We start from the raw sequence: 18,448 nt of genomic DNA, 5'->3' as shown, positions 1-18,448 counted from the left end.
GCGGGGGCGACCACCGACGAGGAATATCGCATCAAGGCCGGGGTATCGGGCGCGATCGTGCCGGGCAAGGTGCAGGCGTTGATCGGCGGGCTCTACAGCGACTTCGACGGCAATCTGCGCAACGTCGTGACCGGACATGACGCGAATGGCTCGCGGCGGTACGGCGCGCGCGGCAAACTGGTCGTCACGCCGTTCGATGCGCTGAAGCTGACCGCAATCGGCGATTATCTCAACACGCGCGAGACGGTGGCGGGCGTCTATCAGTCGACGCAGCAGATCGCCTATCCGACGCGCGCGATCACCGATTCCGCGCCGCTCGCGGCGGCGCTGGCGGGGCAGGGAATCCTCGCGGGGCCGGGCAATCGCCGGCTGGCCACCGATCTCGACACCAACGTCCGCGACGAGAATTACGGCGGATCGCTGACCGCCGACCTGTCGCTGGGCGCGTATCAGCTGACCTCGATCACCGCGTGGCGGCAATGGCTGAACCATCAGCGGCAGGATTACGACGGGCTGGCGCAGCTGACCACGAGCTTCCCGTCGGGCGCCGACGAGGGCAGCGTCGACAGCCGCCAGTTCTCGCAGGAGTTGCGGCTGACCTCGCCGCGCGGCGGGCTGATCGATTACGTGCTGGGCGCCTATTATCTGCGCGCGCAGACCGACGAGCGTTACCAGCGCGCGCTGACCACGCTGGCGGGGACGACGCGGACCTCGACCACCGGCATCGCCAATTACGGTGTCACCAACCACAATTACGCTTTGTTCGGCGAGGCGAACGTCAATTTCACCGAGCATTTCCGCGCCATCGCGGGCTATCGCTCAACGTGGGATTCGCTCGATTTCTATCACGTCCGCACGTCGAGCAACGATCCGACCAACAGCGGGGCGGGCGCGCTCGATCGTCCCGGCATCCGTGCCTATCATAATGCGAAGGGGAGCACCGACGCGCGCGGCGACAGCTATCGCGTCGGCGTGCAGCTCGACCTCGGCGAACATGCGCAGACCTATTTCACCTACTCGCGCGGCTACAAGGGGCCGGCGTACAACGTCTATTTCAACATGCGCTCGCTCAATGCGACGACGTTGCTCGACGAGGTGCCGTTGAGCCCGGAAACGTCGAAGTCGTTCGAGGGCGGGATCAAGGGCAGCACGGCCAACCGTGCGTTGAGCTATGCGGTGGCGGTCTACACCACCGACTTCGACGGCTATCAGGCGAACTTCACCGATTCGGTCGGCGGCGCGCCGGTGACGCGGCTCATCAACGCCGGTTCGGTGCGGTCGCGCGGGGTCGAGGCGGACGTGACGTTGCGCCCGGCGAAGGGGCTCACCTTCGACCTCTCGGGGGCGTTCACGGACGCGACGGTGCGCGACTTCAATTGCCCGGTCGGCGCGCCGGTGAGCTGCAACATCAACGGCCAGCCGCTGCCCTATGCGCCGCGCGTCCGGCTGTTCGAGAACGCCACCTATCGCTTCGCGCTGTCCGACGCCTTGTCGCTGGAGCTGCAAAGCGATGTGACCTTCAGCAGCAAGGTGCAATATTCGCTGGCGCAGACCCCGAACACGATCCAGCCCGCCTATGCGATCTGGAACGCGAGCGTCGCGCTGCTCCATCCCGGCGACGGGTGGCAGCTGCGCGCTTACGTCAAGAACATCACCGATACGCCCTATGCCAGCTTCCTGACCAACGGCACGTTCGCGGGGACGGTGCGGTTCGTGCCGCGTGACGACCGGCGCTATGCCGGGCTGTTGCTGCGCAAGGATTTCTGACGATGAGCGACGAGACGACGCGCCGCGGGGTGCTGCTGGCCGGGACCGGCGGTGCATTCGGGCTCTATTCGATGGCGGCGGGTGGGGTAGCGGGGGCGACGACCGCGCCGCGCCGCTCGCGGCGGCTGCCGAAGGTGCCGGGCGTGCGTCCGCGCAACATCCTCGTCGTGCTGACCGACGATCATCGCTACGACGCGATGGGGTTCATGAAGGCGCAGGATTTCGGCGACACGCCGACGCTCGACCGGCTCGCGCGCGAGGGGACGCACTTCCGCAACGCCTTCGTCACCACGGCGCTGTGTTCGCCGAGCCGCGCGTCGATCTTCACCGGGCTGTACGCGCATCAGCACAAGGTGGTCGACAACAACCACCCGATTCCGCCGGGGCTGGTCTTCTATCCCGAATATTTGCAGGCCGCCGGCTACGACACCGCGTTCATCGGCAAATGGCATATGGGCGACGAGGGCGACGCGCCGCAGCCCGGGTTCGACCATTGGGTCAGCTTCAAGGGGCAGGGGAGCTATCTGCCCAGCGCCGACGGGTTGAACGTCGACGGGCGGCGGGTGCCGCAGAAGGGCTATATCACCGACGAGCTGACCGATTATGCGCTCGACTGGATCGGCAAGCGCCCGGCGGGCCGGCCGTGGATGATGCATCTGGCGCACAAGGCGGTGCATTCCGAATTCATCCCCGCCGAACGCCACAAGGGGCGGTACGACAAGGAGACGTTCCGCTATCCGGCGTCGATGCCGCCGGGCGCGCCGGGGCGGCCGATGTGGGTCGAAAACCAGCGCAACAGCTGGCACGGCGTCGGCTTTCCGTATCACGGCACCCTCGACATCGGCGATTACTACAAGCGCTACATGGAGACGCTGCTGGCGGTCGACGAAGGGCTGGCGCGGATCATGGACCTGCTGGAGCGGCGCGGCGAGCTGGACGACACGCTGATCCTCTACCTCGGCGACAATGGCTTCATGTTCGGCGAGCATGGCCTGATCGACAAGCGAACCGCCTATGAGGAATCGATGCGCATTCCGATGCTCGCGCGCTGCCCCGCGCTGTTCCCGGCGGGGAGCGTCGTCGAGCAGGTGGTGGCGAATATCGATATCGCGCCGACCTTGCTGGCGGCGGCAGGGCTGCGCGCGCCCGCGACGATGGCGGGGAGCAATGCGCTGCCGCTGGTCCGCGACGCCCATGCGCCGTGGCGACGCGAACTGCTCTACGAATATTATTGGGAGCGCAATTTCCCGCAGACGCCGACCGTCCATGCGCTACGCGAGGACCGGTACAAATACATGCACTTCCACGGCATCTGGGACATCGACGAGCTGTACGATCTCGCCGAGGATCCGCATGAGACCAACAACCTCATCGCGCGCCCGGGGCATGAGGAGCTTGCCGAACGGATGAGCGGCAAATTGTTCGCGTTGCTGGAGAAGACCGACGGCATGGCGATCCCGCTCAGCGCCGATGCGGGGGTGCGCAACGCGCTGCGCGATCCGGCGGGACCGGCACAGGCGCCGTTCCCCGCGATGTTGCAGCGTCGACGGTAAGCGCCGCGCCAACTGGCGGTGTCGCGTAGGTTTCGGAGAAACAGCGCCTGGATCGAACCGGCCGGTTGCGCGTCCGGATGCCGAACCGTGACGGGTTCGTCACGCTTGCACCGCGCGGAATCGCCAAGCAAAAGGAACATCGACCATGAAGACAGCGATCGTCACCGGCGCGACATCGGGCATCGGCCGCGCGACCACGAAGGCGCTGGTCGATGCGGGATGGCAGGTGATCGCCACCGGACGCCGCGCCGACCGGCTGGCGGCGCTGACCGAGGAACATGGCGAGCGGGTGCACGCCGCGCCGTTCGACGTCCGCGACGATGCCGCGCGCGACGCCGCGCTCGATGCTTTGCCCGAGCCATTCCGTGGCATCGACCTTCTGGTCAACAATGCGGGCCTCGCGCTGGGCACGGTTCCGGCGCAGAAGGCCGATCTCGCGCAGTGGCGCACGATGATCGACACCAATGTCACCGCGCTCGTCGCGATCACGCACCGCCTGCTGCCCGCGATCATCGCGCGCAAGGGCGCGATCGTGAACATCGGGTCGGTGGCGGGCAGCTATCCCTATACCGGCGGCAACGTTTACGGGGGCACGAAGGCGTTCGTGGAACAGTTTTCGCTGAACCTTCGGTCCGATCTTCACGGGACCGGGGTTCGCGTCAGCACCATCCAGCCGGGCATGGTGGAGACCGAATTCACGCTGGTGCGCACCGGCGGCGACCAGCAGGCGTCCGACACGCTGTACGGCGGTTCGTCGCCAATGACGGCCGACGACATCGCCGCCACCATATTGTGGATCGCGACGCTTCCACCGCATCTGAACATCAATCGGCTGGAGTTGATGCCGGTGAGCCAGTCGTTCGCCGGATTTCAGGTCGCGCGCGGCAGCTGAGCACGGCGGCGCGGCGACCGCCGGATGGAGCAGGGGGCGGCCCGGAGGCTCAGAAGTGCGCCACGTCGACCACACCAATACGGGCAAGGCGGGCACTTCGCTCATCGTCGCGACACCATCGGGCGTGCTGTCGATATAGCCCGCCCGGCGGCCGACGCCCGGTACATTCGCCAGCGCCGGGAAGAGATCGATGGCCCGCCGCACGTCAGAACCAGGCGCGTGCGCCCAGCGCCAGCGCGATGCCGCCGGTGCGCTCGCCATCGCTGCGCGCGTAGCGTGCGGTCGCGCCATAGCGGCGTTCCCACGACACGCCGACATAGGGCGCGAACTCGCGACGTAGCTCGTAGCGCAGGCGCACGCCGAACTCCGCCGACGACAGGCCCGCGCCGATGCGGCTGTCGGGCATGTCCTGCGCGGCGAGGTTCAGCTCGACGCGCGGTTGCAGGATCGCGCGTTGCGTGATCCGTTGATCGTACCATGCCTCGCCGCGCACCAGCACCTCGCCCTCGTCGGAGAGGAACAGCGCGCCCTCGACATCGAACCAGTATGGCGCGAGGCCCTCGATCCCGACCACGGCATAGGTGCGCCGCGCGCCGGCGCCCAGATCCTGCCGCACGCCGGCCTGCAGGTTCCAGTACGGATCGAGCGCGCGCGCGTAGAGCGCCTGCACCTCGGCGGCGTCGACGCGGTCGCCAAAGCCGCCTTCGCCCTCGGTCTTGACCACCAGCCGGTGGATGTCGCCCCCGAACCAGCCCTCGCCATCCCAGCGATAGCCGTCACGGCCGCGCTGCACCTGCGCCTCGGCGAGGTTGAAGGTCACCTGGCTGAACCGCATGCCGCCGTGCATGTCGCGCATCGTCCGGTCGGCCTGCGCCATCGCGGCCGGATCGTAGAAACGCGCCGCCGCGCGGGTCGTGGGGGCGGCGGGGGGCGGGGCGTCGCCGGCCGGCTGATCGGTGCCCGCCGGGGTGGCGGGGACGTCCGCTGCGGGTTTTGCAGCGGGGGTGCAATGACCCATTGCGGCATGTTCGGGCGGGCAGGGGGCAGCGCTTGCTTCGGCCGCGGGCGTCGGCGTTGCGGGCTTGCAGTGGCCCATCGCGGCGTGTTCGGGCGGGCAGGCCGCGGCCGGCGCGGTCATGTCCATGCCCGGCATCGACTGCGCGTGCGATGCCGGAGCCGCGCGCCGGGCGGGGCGCTTGTGCGGGGCGGCGGCTGGTTTCGGGCGGGCCCGCATCTGCATGCCGGGCATGTTCGCCATGTCGTGCATCTGCCCGCCCGCGAGCAGCGCCGACAGCGTCATCGCCAGCGCGCTCATGCCGCCGCCTCCGTCGCGTCGTCGGCGCGGACGGTGACGACCTGCATCATCCCGGCGTGCATGTGGTAAAGCAAATGGCAGTGGAACGCCCAGTCGCCGACCGCATCGGCGGTCAGGTCGAAGGTCGCGGTGCCGCCGGGCGCGACGTTGATCGTGTGCTTGCGCGGGCTATGGTCGCCATGCCCGGTCACCAGCTCGAAGAAATGGCCGTGCAGGTGGATCGGGTGCGCCATCATCGTGTCGTTGACCAACGTCACGCGCACGCGCTCCCCGGCGCGAAACGGGATCGGCGCGGTGACCTCGTTCAGCTTCACGCCGTCGAACGCCCACATATAGCGTTCCATGTTGCCGGTCAGGTGGATACGCAGCTGACGCGAGGGTGCGCGCAGGTCCGGGTTCTTCTCCAGCGCGACCAGATCGCGATAGACCAGCACGCGATGCCCGGCGTCGGCCAGTCCTTGCGGCGGTTCGCCGGTGCGGTCCATCGGCATCGGCGCGACCGTCTGCACCGTCGGGGTGCGCGGCAGTCCGGGCGCGTTGGCGAAGTCGCGCATCTTGTGGTCCATCGCCATCCGCGCGGCGGCGCCTGGCGTGCAATGGCCCATCGCGGCATGTTCGGGCGCGCAGGCGGCGGGGGCGTCGCCGTGCGCCATTGCGCCCATGTCGCCCATCCCCATGTCCTTCATCGTCGCCAACGGGCGGCGGCGCAGCGGCGGGACGGCGGCGACCATCCCGAGCTGCGGCGCGAGCGTCGCGCGCGCCATGCCGGAGCGGTCCCAGCTTTCCGCGACCAGCGTATAGGCGCGCGGCGCGGCGGGCTCGACGATGACGTCATAGGTCTCCGCGACCGCGATCTGGAATTCGTCGACCGCGACCGGGCGGACGTTCTGCCCATCGGCCTGTACGACCGTCATCTTCAGCCCCGGGATACGCACGTTGAAGATCGTCATCGCCGCGGCGTTGACGAAGCGCAGCCGCACGCGCTCGCCCGGGGCGAACAGCGCGGTCCAGTTGTCGGCCGGGGCGTGGCCGTTGACGAGATAGGTGTAGGTGGAGCCGGTCACGTCGGAAATGTCGGTCGGGTCCATCCGCATCCCGCCCCATGCGGCGCGGTCCTTCGCCGGTTGATCGCGCCCGGCGAGCAGGCCGGCGAGCGTCTGCTTCTGGTAGTTGAAATAGCCGCCTTGCTGCTTGAGCTTGCGGAAGATCGTGTGCGGATGCAGCGGGCTGTGGTCCGACAGCACGATCACATGCTCGCGATCCGAGGCGACCGGGTCGATGCCGTCGGGATCGACGACGATCGGGCCGTAATGCCCCATCTGTTCCTGCAGGGCGGAATGGCTGTGGTACCAATAGGTCCCGGCCTGCACGACCGGGAACTCGTAGGCGAAGGAAGACCGCGCCGCGATGCCGGGGAAGCTGATCCCCGGCACGCCGTCCATCTGAAACGGCACCAGCAGGCCGTGCCAGTGGATCGACGTCTCCTCGTCGAGCGTGTTGTTCACCGTCAGCCGCGCGGTCTGGCCCTGCCGCAGCCGGATCAGCGGGCCGGGGACGGTGCCGTTGACGCCGACCGTATGGAGCGGCTTGCCGTCGATCATCGTCATCTGGTGCGCGACGGTCAGCGCGATGTCGGCGCCCGATACGGTCGGCAGCGGGGTCGCGATCCCGGCGGACACCGGCTGCGCCCAGGCAGGAAACCACGGCAGCGCCGCCACGCCCCCGGCGAGGCCGGCGTCGCGGAGCAATTGGCGTCGGGTAAGGCGGGGCGGGGCGTCGGTCATGCCTCACATACGCATGCTTCGGGCGATCCCCTCACGATTCGGCGCTTTGCCCCGACAAAGCGGCGCGGGCGCGGTGGATGCGCGTTTCGACCGCCTTTGCGGTGATCCCCAGCGCCTCGCCCGCCTCGGCATGGCTCAGCTCGTCGACGGTGCACAGCAGCAACGGCTCGCGCAAGGCCGCGGGCAGCCGCGCGATCGCCTCCAAAGTCTGCGCCAGTTCGTCGCGGTCGATCGCCTGCGCCTCGGCATCCGCCACCGGGTCGGCGACGCGCTCGCCTGCCTCGATCGGCAGCACGCGCGCCAGAAAGTGCCGCACGCGTCGCCGCCGCTGCCAGTCACGACACTTGTTGATTGCGATGCGCGCCAGCCACGCGCGCAGCGAGCGATCGAGATCGAAGCGTCCCAGTGCGCCATGCGCGGCCACGAACGTCTCCTGCAACAGGTCGAGCGCGTCCTCGGCGTTGCGGGTCTGCGCGACGATCAGGCGGTACAAAGGTTGCTTGTGGCGCGCCATCAACGTGGCGAACGCCGCGCGCTGCCCGGCGCGGTGCAGCGCCACCAGCCCGGCATCGTCCAGCGCGTCGAGTCCGGCGCTCACGAAGCGGGGGTCAGCGCCCGCACCACGATCCGGTCGAAGGCCGCGGTCTGATCGGGCCGCAGCAGCCGCCGCATCGCAAAGATATGCTCCAGCGTCGCCTTTTGCAGCGCGCCCATCGTGCGGTGCGATTGGTCGACCGCTGCGGCCACCGCCGGCCCGTTGTCGTGCTCGCGCTCGATCGCGGCGGCGAGTTGCGCATTGTCGGCGCGCATCTGCGCCTCCAGCGCGCGGCGGCGCACCGCGAACCGCGCCTCCAGCACGTCGAGCGTGGCTTCCTGTTGCCGGTCGAGCGCGACTTCGTCGTGTAGCAGCGCATGGACTTCGGTGCCGTGCTGCATCCGCGTCGTCATCAGCCGGCAGCCGATCCACACCCCGGCCAGCGCCGCGAGGAATGCCAGCACCATGGTCAGCGCCAGACGGCGCACGGTCGCGCTCATCGGCCGAGCAGCAGGGTGGAGGGAGCCAGCGCCGCATCGATGCCGAGCGGACCGGCGGCGAGCGCGGGTTGCGCCAGCATCGTGCCGCCCGCCAGCCCGATCGCAAGCGCCACCGCGACCGAGCACAGCCCCGCGGCACGCCCGGCGCCGCGTTGGCGCGCCTGTTCGTCCAGCGCGGCGAAGACCTCGGCCTCGATCGCATCCAGCGCCGGTGGTCCACGCAGCGCGGTCAGTAGCGTCAGTCCCTGTTCCACGGGGTCGTGCATCGCTTGCTCCATCCTCATGCTGCCATACGCACGCGGTCGCGCAACCCCGCAGCTTTTTTGTACGGCAGGGTGAGGGGGCGGGTGCGTCGCCGCGTAAGAACAGGCATCATGCATCGGCGCGATCATCACGTTATTGCTGATGCTGTTCGCGGTGATGCTCGCGTTCGGCGCGCGCCATCGCTGGGTATCGGTGCCGCGGCTCCGTGCCGCGTTGAGCCGCGGGGACGACGATGCTTCTGCGGACGCCGCCGCCCGGATCAGGCGAGAAACGTCTCGCGCCTTGCCGGGCAGCAGCGCCCCTTATCGGAACGAGGTTTACGCCGTCGCGCCGCCATCAATGTTGAGCGTGGTGCCGGTGATGTAGCTTGCGTCGGGACCCGCAAGGAACGCGACCGCGCCCGCGATCTCCTCGACCTTGCCATAGCGACCGAGCGGGATCGCGCCCAAGACCTGCCCGGCGAACTCGCTGTCGGCGGGGTTCATGTCGGTGTCGATCGGCCCCGGCTGTACGGTGTTGACCAGAATGTTGCGCGGGGCGAGATCCTTGGCCCAGCCGCGCGCGAGCGCCGCGACGGCCGCCTTGGTCGCGCTGTAGACCGTGGTCGCGGGGAAGGCCATCTCGCCCGAGATGCTGCCGATCAGGATGATCCGCCCACCATCGCGCAAGTGCGGCAGCGCCGCGCGCGTGCCGACGTGCAGCCCCTTTACGTTGACGCCGAACTGGCGATCGTAGGTCTCGTCGGTATCGTCGGCGACCGTGGAGAATTCGGCGACGCCGGCATTGTGGACCAGAATGTCGATCCCGCCCAGCGCCGCGGCGGCCTGTTCGACGCCCGCGCGCTGCGACGCCGGATCAGCGGCATCGGCCTGGAACGCAAAGGCGGTGCCGCCTGCGCCTTCGATCGCGGCCACGGTGGCGTCGGCGGCGGCCTTGTTGCCGGCATAGGTGATCGCGACCGCCGCGCCGTCCGCCGCCAGCCGCTTGGCGATTGCCGAACCGATGCCGCGCGAGCCGCCGGTGACGACCGCTGTCTTGTGTGCGAGTGACATGTGCATTCTCCAGTAATCGGGCCCGCGATCACGACGTCGTGCGCAGTCGGCAGGCGAGGAGATGGGGTAACGGTTCGACTGTTCAATATTCCCGAACTATTAAATTTCGCGTGGCGCCCTATATTCGGTGGATGCCCCGCTTTACCCACCCCCGGCTGGAGGATGTTCCGCTCGATCTGGCGCTGCACGCGCTGGCCGATCCCAATCGGCTGGGCATGGTGGCGCGGCTTGCCGATACCGAGCGACTGAGTTGCGCCGACGCCGCGCCGTGCGAGACGATCCCGAAGAGCACGCTGTCCAACCATCTGAAGCTGCTGCGTGCCGCCGGGCTGATCGAGACGACGCAGGCCGGGCGGGAGATGATCAACACGCTGCGGCGCGCGGAATTCGACCGGCGCTTCCCCGGTCTGCTCGATGCGGTGCTTGCGAACCGGGCTGACTGATTAATCGGACGCGTCGTGTCGCGTTGGGACCGATCGACTTCCGCTTGCGGGGAGGCGCAAAAAAAGGGGTGTTGGCGCGGAGGCGCAGAGATGTTGAGCGTGCCGCATTGGACGCTCACCCTCTCGCGATCTGGAACAACAGGGTTACGCGTGTATCACGCGTGACATCTCCGCGCTTCCGCGTGATTCAATTCTACTTCTGACGCCCGGCGTGCCGACCTCGGATTAGAGCATCGCCAGCGGCTCGGGACCGCGTGGCGGCGGAAACAGGTCGTCCAGACGGCGGCGCTCGGCGTCGGACAGCGTGACGTCGGCCGCGGCGCGGTTTTCCCAAACATGGGCGACCGATCCAGCTTTCGGGATCGGCAGGATGCCGTTCTGCGCCAGCAACCAGGCGAGTGCGATCTGCGCGGGGGTGGCGTCGCGCGCGGCAGCCATTTCGATGAGACCGCGATGGGCGAGCAGCCGTCCTTGTTCGACCGGGCTGTAGGCCATGACCGGCATTCCCCGCCGCGCGAGCCACGGCATCAAGTCGTATTCGGGGCCGCGTCGGGTAAGGTTGTAGAGAATCTGATCGGTCTGGCAGCGCTCGCCGCCGCATTCGGCAAGCTCCGTCATGTCGTCCACATCCAGATTGCTGACGCCCCAGCGCAGGATCTTGCCCGCCGCGACCAGCCGCTCCATCGCCGCCACCGTCTCCGCCAGCGGCACGCCGCCGCGCCAGTGGAGCAGGTACAGGTCGAGCCGGTCGGTGCCGAGCCGGTCGAGGCTAGCCTCGCAGGCGCGCGGGAGCCGGTCGCGCGAGGCGTTCTGGGGATAGGCCTTGCCGACGAGGAACACCTCGTCGCGCCTGCCCGCGATCGCCTCGCCAACGAGGCGCTCGGACTCGCCGTCGGCATACATTTCGGCGGTGTCGATTAACGTCAGGCCGAGCGACAGCCCCTCGCGCAGCGCGGCGATCTCGTCCGATCGGCGTGCGGGGTCTTCGGCCATCATCCAGGTGCCCTGGCCGAGCGCGGGGACGGCCGTACCGTCGGGAAAGCGGATCGTTTTCATGGGACCTCGAACGTCTGGCACAGCGTATCGGACCAACCGTCGCGCGATCGCGTTGACGCAGGGGAGTGCGGGGGTAGGCCAACTTCACCGACGCCACGCTGCGCTCGTACTTCCAGTTCGAGAATGCCACCTTCACGCAGTACAAGCCCGATCGCCAGTTCCTGATCGGTCTGCGCGGGCCGTCCTAGGATTGCGTCGTCGTCCCGGATCCTCCGATAAGCTCAGGAGAGCCTTGATCCGGGAACCCGCTTCTTGCCGATGGGGGTGAGAGGCGGGGTTCTGAGTCACTCCAGGTGCCGCCACGCCGGACTTGGTCAGGAGCCTACCGCCCGGCGACAGTAGCGGCGAGCGCGTTCGCGGGGCGGTGGATGCCGGATCACGTCCGGCATGACGAAGCAGCATTGCGAGAGGCGAATGCTCCTACTTCTCTCCTCTACCTGTCATACCAGTTGCGGCCATCACATAATAAAACTGGTCAGGCCGATTTTGCGGAGTTAGAAAAGGGCGAGGGAGAGAGAGATGAAGGTTCGGCTCGGATCGATCGCGTTTGCCATGCTGCTGGCCGCGCCCGCCTTCGCACAAGCCGATCGACAGGTGTTGCCGTTGGCGGATGGTTGGGAATTCAGCCGTGGCGGGGCGTCGCCCGACGAGATCACCCGCGCCTCGGATCGCCGATGGGATCAGGTTTCTGTTCCACATACCTGGAACCGCGTCGGCTATTATGTCCCGAACCCGCAGGATCACGTTAACCGCGCCGAGACGATCGACAAATATCAGGGGATCGGCTGGTATCGCCTGACCTTCACGCCGACGCCCGGCTTCGAGAAGCGTCGGGCGTGGTTGCAGTTCGACGCGGCGAGCCGCACCGCCGAGGTCTGGCTCAACGGGCAGCGACTGGGCGCGCATCGCGGCGGCTTCTCGCGCTTTCGCCTCGATGCGAGCGGCGCCTTGCGCCCCGGTCAGGCCAATGTGCTGCTGGTCAAGGTCGACAATACGCAACCCGATGTGGGCAGCTCGACCGCCGATGTACTCCCGCTGGCCGGTGACTTCTTCGTCCACGGCGGGCTGTATCGGCCGGTCAGCCTGATCGGCACCGATGCGATGCACATCGACATGCTCGATGCGGGCGGCAGCGGTATCCTCGCAACGACGCGGTCGATCGACGCCGGATCGGCGCGGATCGACGTGCGGGTGAAGGTCCGCAACGACGGGCAGCGCAAGCAGGCCGGTCAGATCGTCGTTCGCCTCGTCGACGCCGGCGGCAAGACCGTTGCGACGGAGACGCAGCGCGTCACGCTGGGGGCCGGCAGTGGGGCAGAGACCGCGCCGGTGCTGACGGTCGCCAGCCCGCATCTGTGGAACGGCGTCGCCGATCCCTACCTGCATCGGCTGATCGTCGAGGTCGCCTCCGCGTCTGGGACGGTGCTCGACCGGGTCGAACAGCCGTTCGGCATTCGCACGATGCGCGCCGACCCGGCGCGCGGCTTCCTGCTCAACGGTCAGCCGGTGCGGCTGCACGGCGTCGGCTATCATCAGGATCGCGAAGGCAAGGGCTGGGCCACCACGCCCGCCGACATCGAACAGGACGTCGCGATGATGCGCGACATGGGCGTCAACTCGATCCGGCTGACGCATTATCAGCATGGCCAGACGATCCACGACCTCGCCGATCGCTATGGCATCGTCCTGTGGGACGAGATCCCGTTGGTGTCGAAATGGACGCAGGGTGAGGCGATGACCGCCAGCCCGGCATTGCGCGAGAATGCGCAACAGCAATTGCGCGAGCTGATCCGGCAGAACGGCAACCACCCGTCGGTGGTGAGCTGGGGCATCGCCAATGAGGTGGATTTCGGCAAGTCGATCCCGGCGTTCATCACCGCCAAGAGCGGCGAGGCACCCGATCCGCTGCCGCTGCTGCGCGAGCTGGATGCGTTCGCCAAGGCGGAGGACCCTTCGCGGCCGACCGCGCTTGCCACCTGTTGCGAACGCGATATCGGCCCGACCTCCGAGGTGCCGATCACCGCGATCGCTGCCGATCTGGGCGGCGCCAACCGCTATTTCGGCTGGTATTACGGCATGCCCGCCGATCTGGGGCCGCACCTCGACGACCTGCACGCCAAACGCCCGGCGCAGCCGCTGTCGGTCACCGAATATGGCGCGGGCGGCGCGACGACGATCCACACCGACAATCCGCTGGGCGGCCGGGTCGACCAGCGCGGGCGCAACCAGCCCGAGGAATATGAGAGCTATATCCACGAACGCGCGTGGGAGACGCTGTCGGCCAAGCCCTATCTATGGGGCACGTGGCTGTGGAATTCGTTCGACTTCGCGACGACCGTGCGCCGCGAGGGCGACGGGATCGACATCAACACCAAGGGTTTGGCGACCTACGACCGCAAGATTCGCAAGGACGCCTTCTACTTTTACAAGGCCAACTGGAACGACGCGCCGACGGTTCACGTCAACGGCAGTCGTTATGTCGATCGCGCCTATCAGGCGACTGACGTGCGGGTCTATTCGAACGCGCCGCGCACCGAATTGCGCGTCAACGACCGTCTCGTCGGCACGATGGCGCGCTGTCCGCAGATGACCTGTGTCTGGCCGAAGGTGGCGCTGGTCGCCGGCACCAACAATGTCGTCGCGCGCGGCCTGTTCCCGGACGGCGCGCAGGAGGATACGGCCGTCTGGCAGTTGGCGCCGGAGGCGGTCCGCACCATCCGCATCGACAGCGGCGCGCTGGTCGCTGCCGACGTGGCGGGAAAGCGCTACGGCTCGGATGATTTCTTCGACGGCGGCAAACCCGGCCAGATCAACGCATGGTCGGGCTATGGTCCGCGCCCTGCGCCCAAAGTCGTTGCCGGTACGAGCGAGGGCGCGGTAGTCGAAACCTATCGCGAAGGGCGCTTCGCCTATGAGGTGCCGGTGGCGAACGGGCGCTACACGGTGGTGCTGACGTTCGTCGAGCCGTCGCTCGCGGCCGGCGCGCGTCGTTTCGACGTGGTCGCTAACGGCAAGCGCGTCCTGCCGGCGTTCGACATCGCCGCAGCGGCGGGCGGCACGCTGAAGGCCGTGACCCGCCGCCTATCGGTGCAGGTCTCCGACGGGACGCTGCGACTGGCATTCGTGCCCGTTCAAGGCGATGCGATCGTCTCGGGGATTGAGATCACGCGATGACGCCTGCTCCTCCACGGGGCTGGCGCGGCATCCCGCTGCGCTGGCGGTTGATCGGGCTGGTCACGCTGGGCACGATCCTGAACTATCTCGCGCGGTCGACGCTGTCGGTCGCGGCGCCGCAGCTCAAGACCGAATTCGGCATGACGACCGAGGATTACAGCTGGGTCGTGCTCGCGTTCCAGGCGAGCTATACGGTGATGCAGACGGTGGCGGGCGGGGTGCTCGATGTGCTGGGCACGCGGCTCGGCTTCTTCCTGTTCGCGGTCGGCTGGGCACTGGCGAACATGGCGCACGCATTGGCGACGGGATGGCCGAGCCTCGCCGCATTCCGTGCGTTGCTCGGCGCGAGCGAGGCCGCCGCGATCCCGGCGGGGGCCAAGGCGGTTTCCGAGTGGTTTCCGCCGCGCGAGCGCTCGCTGGCGACCAGCGCGTTCCAGATGGGCACCAGCGTCGGTAACATGATCGCTCCGCCGCTGGTCGCCTTCTGCATCCTCGCATGGAACTGGCAGGCGGCGTTCATCGTCACCGGCGGTTTGAGCCTCGCTTGGGCATTGCTGTGGTACTGGAGCTATCGCAGCCCGGCCGAGCACCCGGCGCTGAGCGATGACGAGCGACGCGCGATCACCGCGGCGCGCGACGAGGAGGTGTCGGCGAAGCCGGCGACGCGCGGCGACCTGCTGAAAAGCCGCGCGTTCTGGGGCATTGCGGTGCCGCGGTTCCTGGCCGAGCCGGCATGGCAGACGTTCAACTTCTTCATCCCGCTCTATCTCGTGTCGGTGTGGAAGCTCGATCTCAAGAGCATCGCGCTGTGGGCCTGGATGCCGTTCCTCGCCGCGGATGTCGGCAGCCTCGCCGCGGGCGTGCTGCCGTCGTGGCTGATGAAGCGCGGCGTGCCGCTGGTCGCGTCGCGCAAGATCACGATGACGATCGGCGCGCTGTGCATGATCGGGCCGGCGTGCATCGGACTGGCCGGCTCGGCCGGGGTGGCGATCGCGCTGTTCTGTATCGGCGGCTTTGCGCATCAGATGCTGAGCGGCGCGCTCATCACCCTGTGCGCGGACATGTTCGACAGCCGCACCGTCGGGACCGCCAGCGGCATGGCCGGCACCTCGGCGTGGATCGGGGGCATGTTGTTCACGCTGCTGATCGGGCAGAGCGCCGACGCGTTCGGTTACGATCCGCTGTTCGCCGCGCTCGCCGCGCTCGATCTGCTCGCGGCAATGGTGTTGTGGAGCCTGCTTCGCGCCGAACCGCGCAGCGGGCGGACAGTTCAGGAAGGTAGATAACGTGTTGATGACGCAGACGATGCGCTGGTTCGGGCCGAACGATCCGGTCCGGTTGCATGCCATCCGGCAGGCGGGCGCGACGGGCATCGTCACGGCGCTGCACGAGGTGCCGAACGGCGCGGTCTGGACGCGCGAGGCGATCGCCGCGCGCAAGGCCGAGATCGAGGCGGCGGGGCTCGAGTGGCGCGTCGTCGAGAGCCTGCCGGTCGACGAGGTGATCAAGACGCGATCGGCCGACTGGGACCGACTGATCGATCACTACCGGCACTCGCTGACCAATCTTGCAGCGTGCGGGATTGACGTCGTGACGTATAACTTCATGCCGCTTCTCGATTGGACGCGCACCGATCTGGCGTGGGAATTGCCCGACGGCGCGCGCGCGCTGCGGTTCGAGGCGGTGGCGGTTGCGGCCTATGACCTGTTCATCCTGCGTCGGCCGGGGGCGGCCGACAGCTATGACGCGGCGACGCAAGAGGCGGCGGAGGCGCGCTATGCGGCGATGGACGAAGCGGCGCGGAACACGCTGGAGCGCACGATCATCGCCGGTCTGCCAGGGAGCGAGGAAGGGTTCACCTCGGCACAATTCCTGGCCGCGATCGATACTTATGCGGAAATCGACGCGGCACGGCTGCGCGACCATCATGTCGCTTTCCTCGAGGCGGTGTGCCCGGTGGCGGACGAGTTGGGCATCCGGCTGGTCGTCCATCCCGACGATCCGCCGTTTCCGATCTTCGGGTTGCCGCGCGTCGTCAGCACGGAGGGCGATGTCGCGGATTTGTTCACGCGCGTTCCCCATCGTTCCAATGGCTTGTGCATGTGCACCGGGTCGTTCGGGGTGCGTGCGGACAACGATCTGCCGGGGATGATCGAGCGGCTGGGGAGCCGGATTGGGTTTCTCCACCTGCGTTCGGTACAGCGTGAACCAAATGGGGCCTTCCATGAGGCAGAGCATCTGGGGGGCAATGCCGAGATGGCAGCCGTCGTCGCGGCAGTCTATCGCCTGTCGGAGCGCGAGGGGCGAAGTATTCCGATGCGACCGGATCATGGGCACCAAATGCTCGACGATCTGAACCGCGAAACTAACCCCGGTTATTCGTTGCTGGGGCGGATGCGCGGGCTGGCCGAATTGCGGGGCCTTGAGCGCGGTATCGCCTTTGCCTCCGGGAAAACAGCATAAACAGAAGAGGATGAGCGAGAATATATTCAAGGCGGGAGGCCGGCCGCCCCGCGACGCAAAAGCGGCCCACTATATGCGCGCTATATGCAGTTCCTTGAAATCGCTCTCGAATTGCTACGCGTCCTGCGCCTAATCGGCGACCCTTGAAGGCGCCGCCGTGGGGTGGTTGCCACCTCCAAGGGGGCGAGAATGAAGTTCCGTTATGTCGCGATCGGTGCGGCGCTGGTGGCGTCGCCGGCGGCGGCGCAGAACAATAATGCGGCGGATCAAGCACCTGCGGTGACGGTGAGCGGGGCCGCGACGGTCGCGTCGGATTACCGGTTCCGGGGCGTTTCACAGTCCGATCGGAACATGGCGGTGCAGGGCGGGATCACGATCGCGCACCAAAGCGGCGTCTACATCGGCACCTGGGCGTCGAATCTGGCCGGCTGGGGCACGTTCGGCGGCGCGAATATGGAGCTGGATCTGATCGCGGGGTACAAGAAGAGCCTCAACGACACCGGAACAATCGACGTCGGGCTCACCTGGTACATGTATCCGGGCGGTGCGGCGAAGACCGACTTCGCCGAGCCCTATGTCAAGCTGAGTGGCACGACCGGCCCGGCGACGCTGACCGCCGGCGCGGCCTATGCGCCCAAGCAGCAGGCGATCGGCAAATGGTATGCGACCGGGGCCGATGCCGCAGCGGGAACCTACACCCGACCCGGCGCCAAGGACGACAATCTGTACCTGTGGGGCGACGGGGCGGTCGCGGTGGCGGGAACGCCGGTCACCGCCAAGGCGCATATCGGGCATAGCTGGGGACAGGACGGGCTGGGGCCGAACGCCACCGCGGTCGCGCCGACCGGCGCCTATTGGGACTGGTCGCTGGGCGCGGACGTCACCTTCGACAAGCTGACCCTGAACGTCAGCTATGTCGACACCGACATTACGCGCCGCGCGTCGCGCTACCTGCAGCCCAGCTTCAGCGAGGGGCAGGACGGGACCGGGTCGATCGCGGGCGGCACCGTCGTCGCCTCGCTGACCGCCGCCTTCTAGAACGGGAGCCGAAGCCATGCAGGACCTGCTGTGGATCGCGATCATGATCGGGCTGGTGGCGGCGACGCTCGCCTTCGTCCGGCTATGCGACAACGCCTGAGGAACCACGCGATGACCCTCGACCTCTGGCTCGCCGCGCTGACCGCGGCCGGGCTGCTCATCTATCTGGTGGCGGTGTTGATCCGCCCCGAACGCTTCTAGAAGGAGGCGATCCCATGACACTTCAGGGCTGGTTCCTGATCCTCGCCTTCGTCGGCATATTGCTGGCGCTTGCCAAGCCGGTCGGCCTTTGGCTGTTCGCGCTGTATGAAGGCCGCCGCACGCCGCTTCACCTCGTGCTCGGCCCGGTCGAGCGCGGCTTCTACAGATTGTCCGGCATCGACCCGTCCGAAGAGCAGGGCTGGCGGCGCTACGCGGTGCATATGCTGCTGTTCAATGCGGGGCTGATGCTGTTCACCTATGCGGTGCTGCGGTTGCAGGCGGTGCTGCCGGTCAATCCGCAAGGACTGGCCGGGCTGAGCGAGCACCTGTCGTTCAACACCGCGGTCAGCTTCACGACCAACACCAACTGGCAGAGCTATGGCGGCGAGTCGACCATGTCGAACCTTAGCC

17 protein-coding genes are annotated in these 18,448 nt (G+C 67.8%); 10 read left to right on the top strand and 7 right to left on the bottom strand.

Going from position 1 to position 18,448, the window contains the following annotated elements:
• The 3 genes from AADI75_RS14045 to AADI75_RS14035 form a co-directional block, all read left to right on the top strand.
• A partial coding sequence (locus AADI75_RS14045) for a TonB-dependent receptor (protein WP_341209630.1) occupies positions 1-1,767 on the top strand: 1,767 nt, incomplete at its 5' end.
• 2 nt (positions 1,768-1,769) lie between these two features.
• Positions 1,770-3,320 carry a sulfatase gene (locus AADI75_RS14040; protein WP_341209629.1) on the top strand — a complete coding sequence of 517 codons (1,551 nt, stop codon included), beginning with the start codon at positions 1,770-1,772 and terminating at the stop codon, positions 3,318-3,320.
• Between the two features lie 145 nt (positions 3,321-3,465).
• Positions 3,466-4,212 carry an SDR family NAD(P)-dependent oxidoreductase gene (locus tag AADI75_RS14035; RefSeq protein WP_341209628.1) on the top strand — a complete coding sequence of 249 codons (747 nt, stop codon included), beginning with the start codon at positions 3,466-3,468 and terminating at the stop codon, positions 4,210-4,212.
• 205 nt (positions 4,213-4,417) lie between these two features.
• Here the strand turns inward: AADI75_RS14035 and AADI75_RS14030 are convergent, their stop codons facing one another.
• The 6 genes from AADI75_RS14030 to AADI75_RS14005 form a co-directional block, all read right to left on the bottom strand.
• Positions 4,418-5,527, bottom strand: coding sequence for a copper resistance protein B (locus tag AADI75_RS14030; protein ID WP_341209627.1), 1,110 nt, complete (start codon positions 5,525-5,527; stop codon positions 4,418-4,420).
• Positions 5,524-7,311, bottom strand: a complete 1,788-nt coding sequence (locus tag AADI75_RS14025; protein ID WP_341209626.1) for a copper resistance system multicopper oxidase — start codon at positions 7,309-7,311, stop codon at positions 5,524-5,526. The genes AADI75_RS14030 and AADI75_RS14025 overlap by 4 nt, the downstream gene beginning before the upstream one ends.
• A 31-nt stretch (positions 7,312-7,342) precedes the next feature.
• On the bottom strand, positions 7,343-7,909 hold the full coding sequence (locus tag AADI75_RS14020; RefSeq protein WP_341209625.1) for an RNA polymerase sigma factor: 567 nt from the start codon (positions 7,907-7,909) through the stop codon (positions 7,343-7,345).
• Positions 7,906-8,346 carry a periplasmic heavy metal sensor gene (locus AADI75_RS14015; protein WP_341209624.1) on the bottom strand — a complete coding sequence of 147 codons (441 nt, stop codon included), beginning with the start codon at positions 8,344-8,346 and terminating at the stop codon, positions 7,906-7,908. The genes AADI75_RS14020 and AADI75_RS14015 overlap by 4 nt, the downstream gene beginning before the upstream one ends.
• Entirely contained in the window at positions 8,343-8,612 is a 270-nt protein-coding gene (locus tag AADI75_RS14010) for a hypothetical protein (RefSeq protein ID WP_341209623.1), read from the bottom strand. Before AADI75_RS14010 ends, AADI75_RS14015 begins: the two co-directional genes overlap by 4 nt.
• A gap of 315 nt (positions 8,613-8,927) precedes the next feature.
• Positions 8,928-9,662, bottom strand: coding sequence for an SDR family oxidoreductase (locus AADI75_RS14005; RefSeq protein ID WP_341209622.1), 735 nt, complete (start codon positions 9,660-9,662; stop codon positions 8,928-8,930).
• Positions 9,663-9,793: 131 nt separating this feature from the next.
• Here AADI75_RS14005 and AADI75_RS14000 point away from each other — a divergent pair, with 131 nt between their 5' ends.
• The gene (locus tag AADI75_RS14000; RefSeq protein WP_341209631.1) at positions 9,794-10,105 is read left to right on the top strand and encodes a helix-turn-helix domain-containing protein; all 312 of its coding nucleotides are present in this window, start codon (positions 9,794-9,796) and stop codon (positions 10,103-10,105) included.
• A gap of 225 nt (positions 10,106-10,330) precedes the next feature.
• On the opposite strand, the gene AADI75_RS13995 is transcribed toward AADI75_RS14000, so the two are convergent.
• On the bottom strand, positions 10,331-11,161 hold the full coding sequence (locus AADI75_RS13995; RefSeq protein ID WP_341209621.1) for an aldo/keto reductase: 831 nt from the start codon (positions 11,159-11,161) through the stop codon (positions 10,331-10,333).
• A 519-nt stretch (positions 11,162-11,680) separates the two neighbouring features.
• Here AADI75_RS13995 and AADI75_RS13990 point away from each other — a divergent pair.
• From AADI75_RS13990 to AADI75_RS13965, 6 genes are all read left to right on the top strand, one after another.
• The gene (locus AADI75_RS13990; protein ID WP_341209620.1) at positions 11,681-14,335 is read left to right on the top strand and encodes a glycoside hydrolase family 2 TIM barrel-domain containing protein; all 2,655 of its coding nucleotides are present in this window, start codon (positions 11,681-11,683) and stop codon (positions 14,333-14,335) included.
• Entirely contained in the window at positions 14,332-15,621 is a 1,290-nt protein-coding gene (locus tag AADI75_RS13985) for an MFS transporter (protein WP_341209619.1), read from the top strand. The genes AADI75_RS13990 and AADI75_RS13985 overlap by 4 nt, the downstream gene beginning before the upstream one ends.
• Positions 15,622-15,628: 7 nt before the next feature.
• Positions 15,629-16,798, top strand: a complete 1,170-nt coding sequence (gene uxuA / locus AADI75_RS13980) for a mannonate dehydratase (protein ID WP_341209618.1) — start codon at positions 15,629-15,631, stop codon at positions 16,796-16,798.
• 189 nt (positions 16,799-16,987) lie between these two features.
• The gene (locus AADI75_RS13975) at positions 16,988-17,836 is read left to right on the top strand and encodes a TorF family putative porin (RefSeq protein ID WP_341209617.1); all 849 of its coding nucleotides are present in this window, start codon (positions 16,988-16,990) and stop codon (positions 17,834-17,836) included.
• A 111-nt stretch (positions 17,837-17,947) separates the two neighbouring features.
• Positions 17,948-18,037: a K(+)-transporting ATPase subunit F gene (gene kdpF / locus AADI75_RS13970; protein WP_037488267.1), complete on the top strand. Its 90-nt coding sequence runs from the start codon at positions 17,948-17,950 to the stop codon at positions 18,035-18,037.
• Positions 18,038-18,051: 14 nt separating this feature from the next.
• The coding region (locus AADI75_RS13965; protein WP_341209616.1) for a potassium-transporting ATPase subunit KdpA at positions 18,052-18,448 on the top strand (397 nt) is incomplete at its 3' end.

The sequence above is a fragment of the uncultured Sphingomonas sp. genome (assembly GCF_964021865.1).
Lineage (GTDB): Bacteria > Pseudomonadota > Alphaproteobacteria > Sphingomonadales > Sphingomonadaceae > Sphingomonas.
Note: the sequence above shows the minus strand (reverse complement) of the source record. Positions and strands in the feature narration are given on the sequence as shown.

Bases quoted from the DNA above. Each gene is read 5' to 3' on its own strand.
- AADI75_RS14040 (WP_341209629.1), top strand. From the start codon at position 1,770: ATGAGCGACGAGACGACGCGCCGCGGGGTGCTGCTGGCCGGGACCGGC.
- AADI75_RS14035 (WP_341209628.1), top strand. From the start codon at position 3,466: ATGAAGACAGCGATCGTCACCGGCGCGACATCGGGCATCGGCCGCGCG.
- AADI75_RS14030 (WP_341209627.1), bottom strand. From the start codon at position 5,527: ATGAGCGCGCTGGCGATGACGCTGTCGGCGCTGCTCGCGGGCGGGCAG.
- AADI75_RS14025 (WP_341209626.1), bottom strand. From the start codon at position 7,311: ATGACCGACGCCCCGCCCCGCCTTACCCGACGCCAATTGCTCCGCGAC.
- AADI75_RS14015 (WP_341209624.1), bottom strand. From the start codon at position 8,346: ATGAGCGCGACCGTGCGCCGTCTGGCGCTGACCATGGTGCTGGCATTC.
- AADI75_RS14010 (WP_341209623.1), bottom strand. From the start codon at position 8,612: ATGCACGACCCCGTGGAACAGGGACTGACGCTACTGACCGCGCTGCGT.
- AADI75_RS14005 (WP_341209622.1), bottom strand. From the start codon at position 9,662: ATGTCACTCGCACACAAGACAGCGGTCGTCACCGGCGGCTCGCGCGGC.
- AADI75_RS14000 (WP_341209631.1), top strand. From the start codon at position 9,794: ATGCCCCGCTTTACCCACCCCCGGCTGGAGGATGTTCCGCTCGATCTG.
- AADI75_RS13995 (WP_341209621.1), bottom strand. From the start codon at position 11,161: ATGAAAACGATCCGCTTTCCCGACGGTACGGCCGTCCCCGCGCTCGGC.
- AADI75_RS13990 (WP_341209620.1), top strand. From the start codon at position 11,681: ATGAAGGTTCGGCTCGGATCGATCGCGTTTGCCATGCTGCTGGCCGCG.
- AADI75_RS13985 (WP_341209619.1), top strand. From the start codon at position 14,332: ATGACGCCTGCTCCTCCACGGGGCTGGCGCGGCATCCCGCTGCGCTGG.
- uxuA (WP_341209618.1), top strand. From the start codon at position 15,629: ATGACGCAGACGATGCGCTGGTTCGGGCCGAACGATCCGGTCCGGTTG.
- AADI75_RS13975 (WP_341209617.1), top strand. From the start codon at position 16,988: ATGAAGTTCCGTTATGTCGCGATCGGTGCGGCGCTGGTGGCGTCGCCG.
- kdpF (WP_037488267.1), top strand. From the start codon at position 17,948: ATGACCCTCGACCTCTGGCTCGCCGCGCTGACCGCGGCCGGGCTGCTC.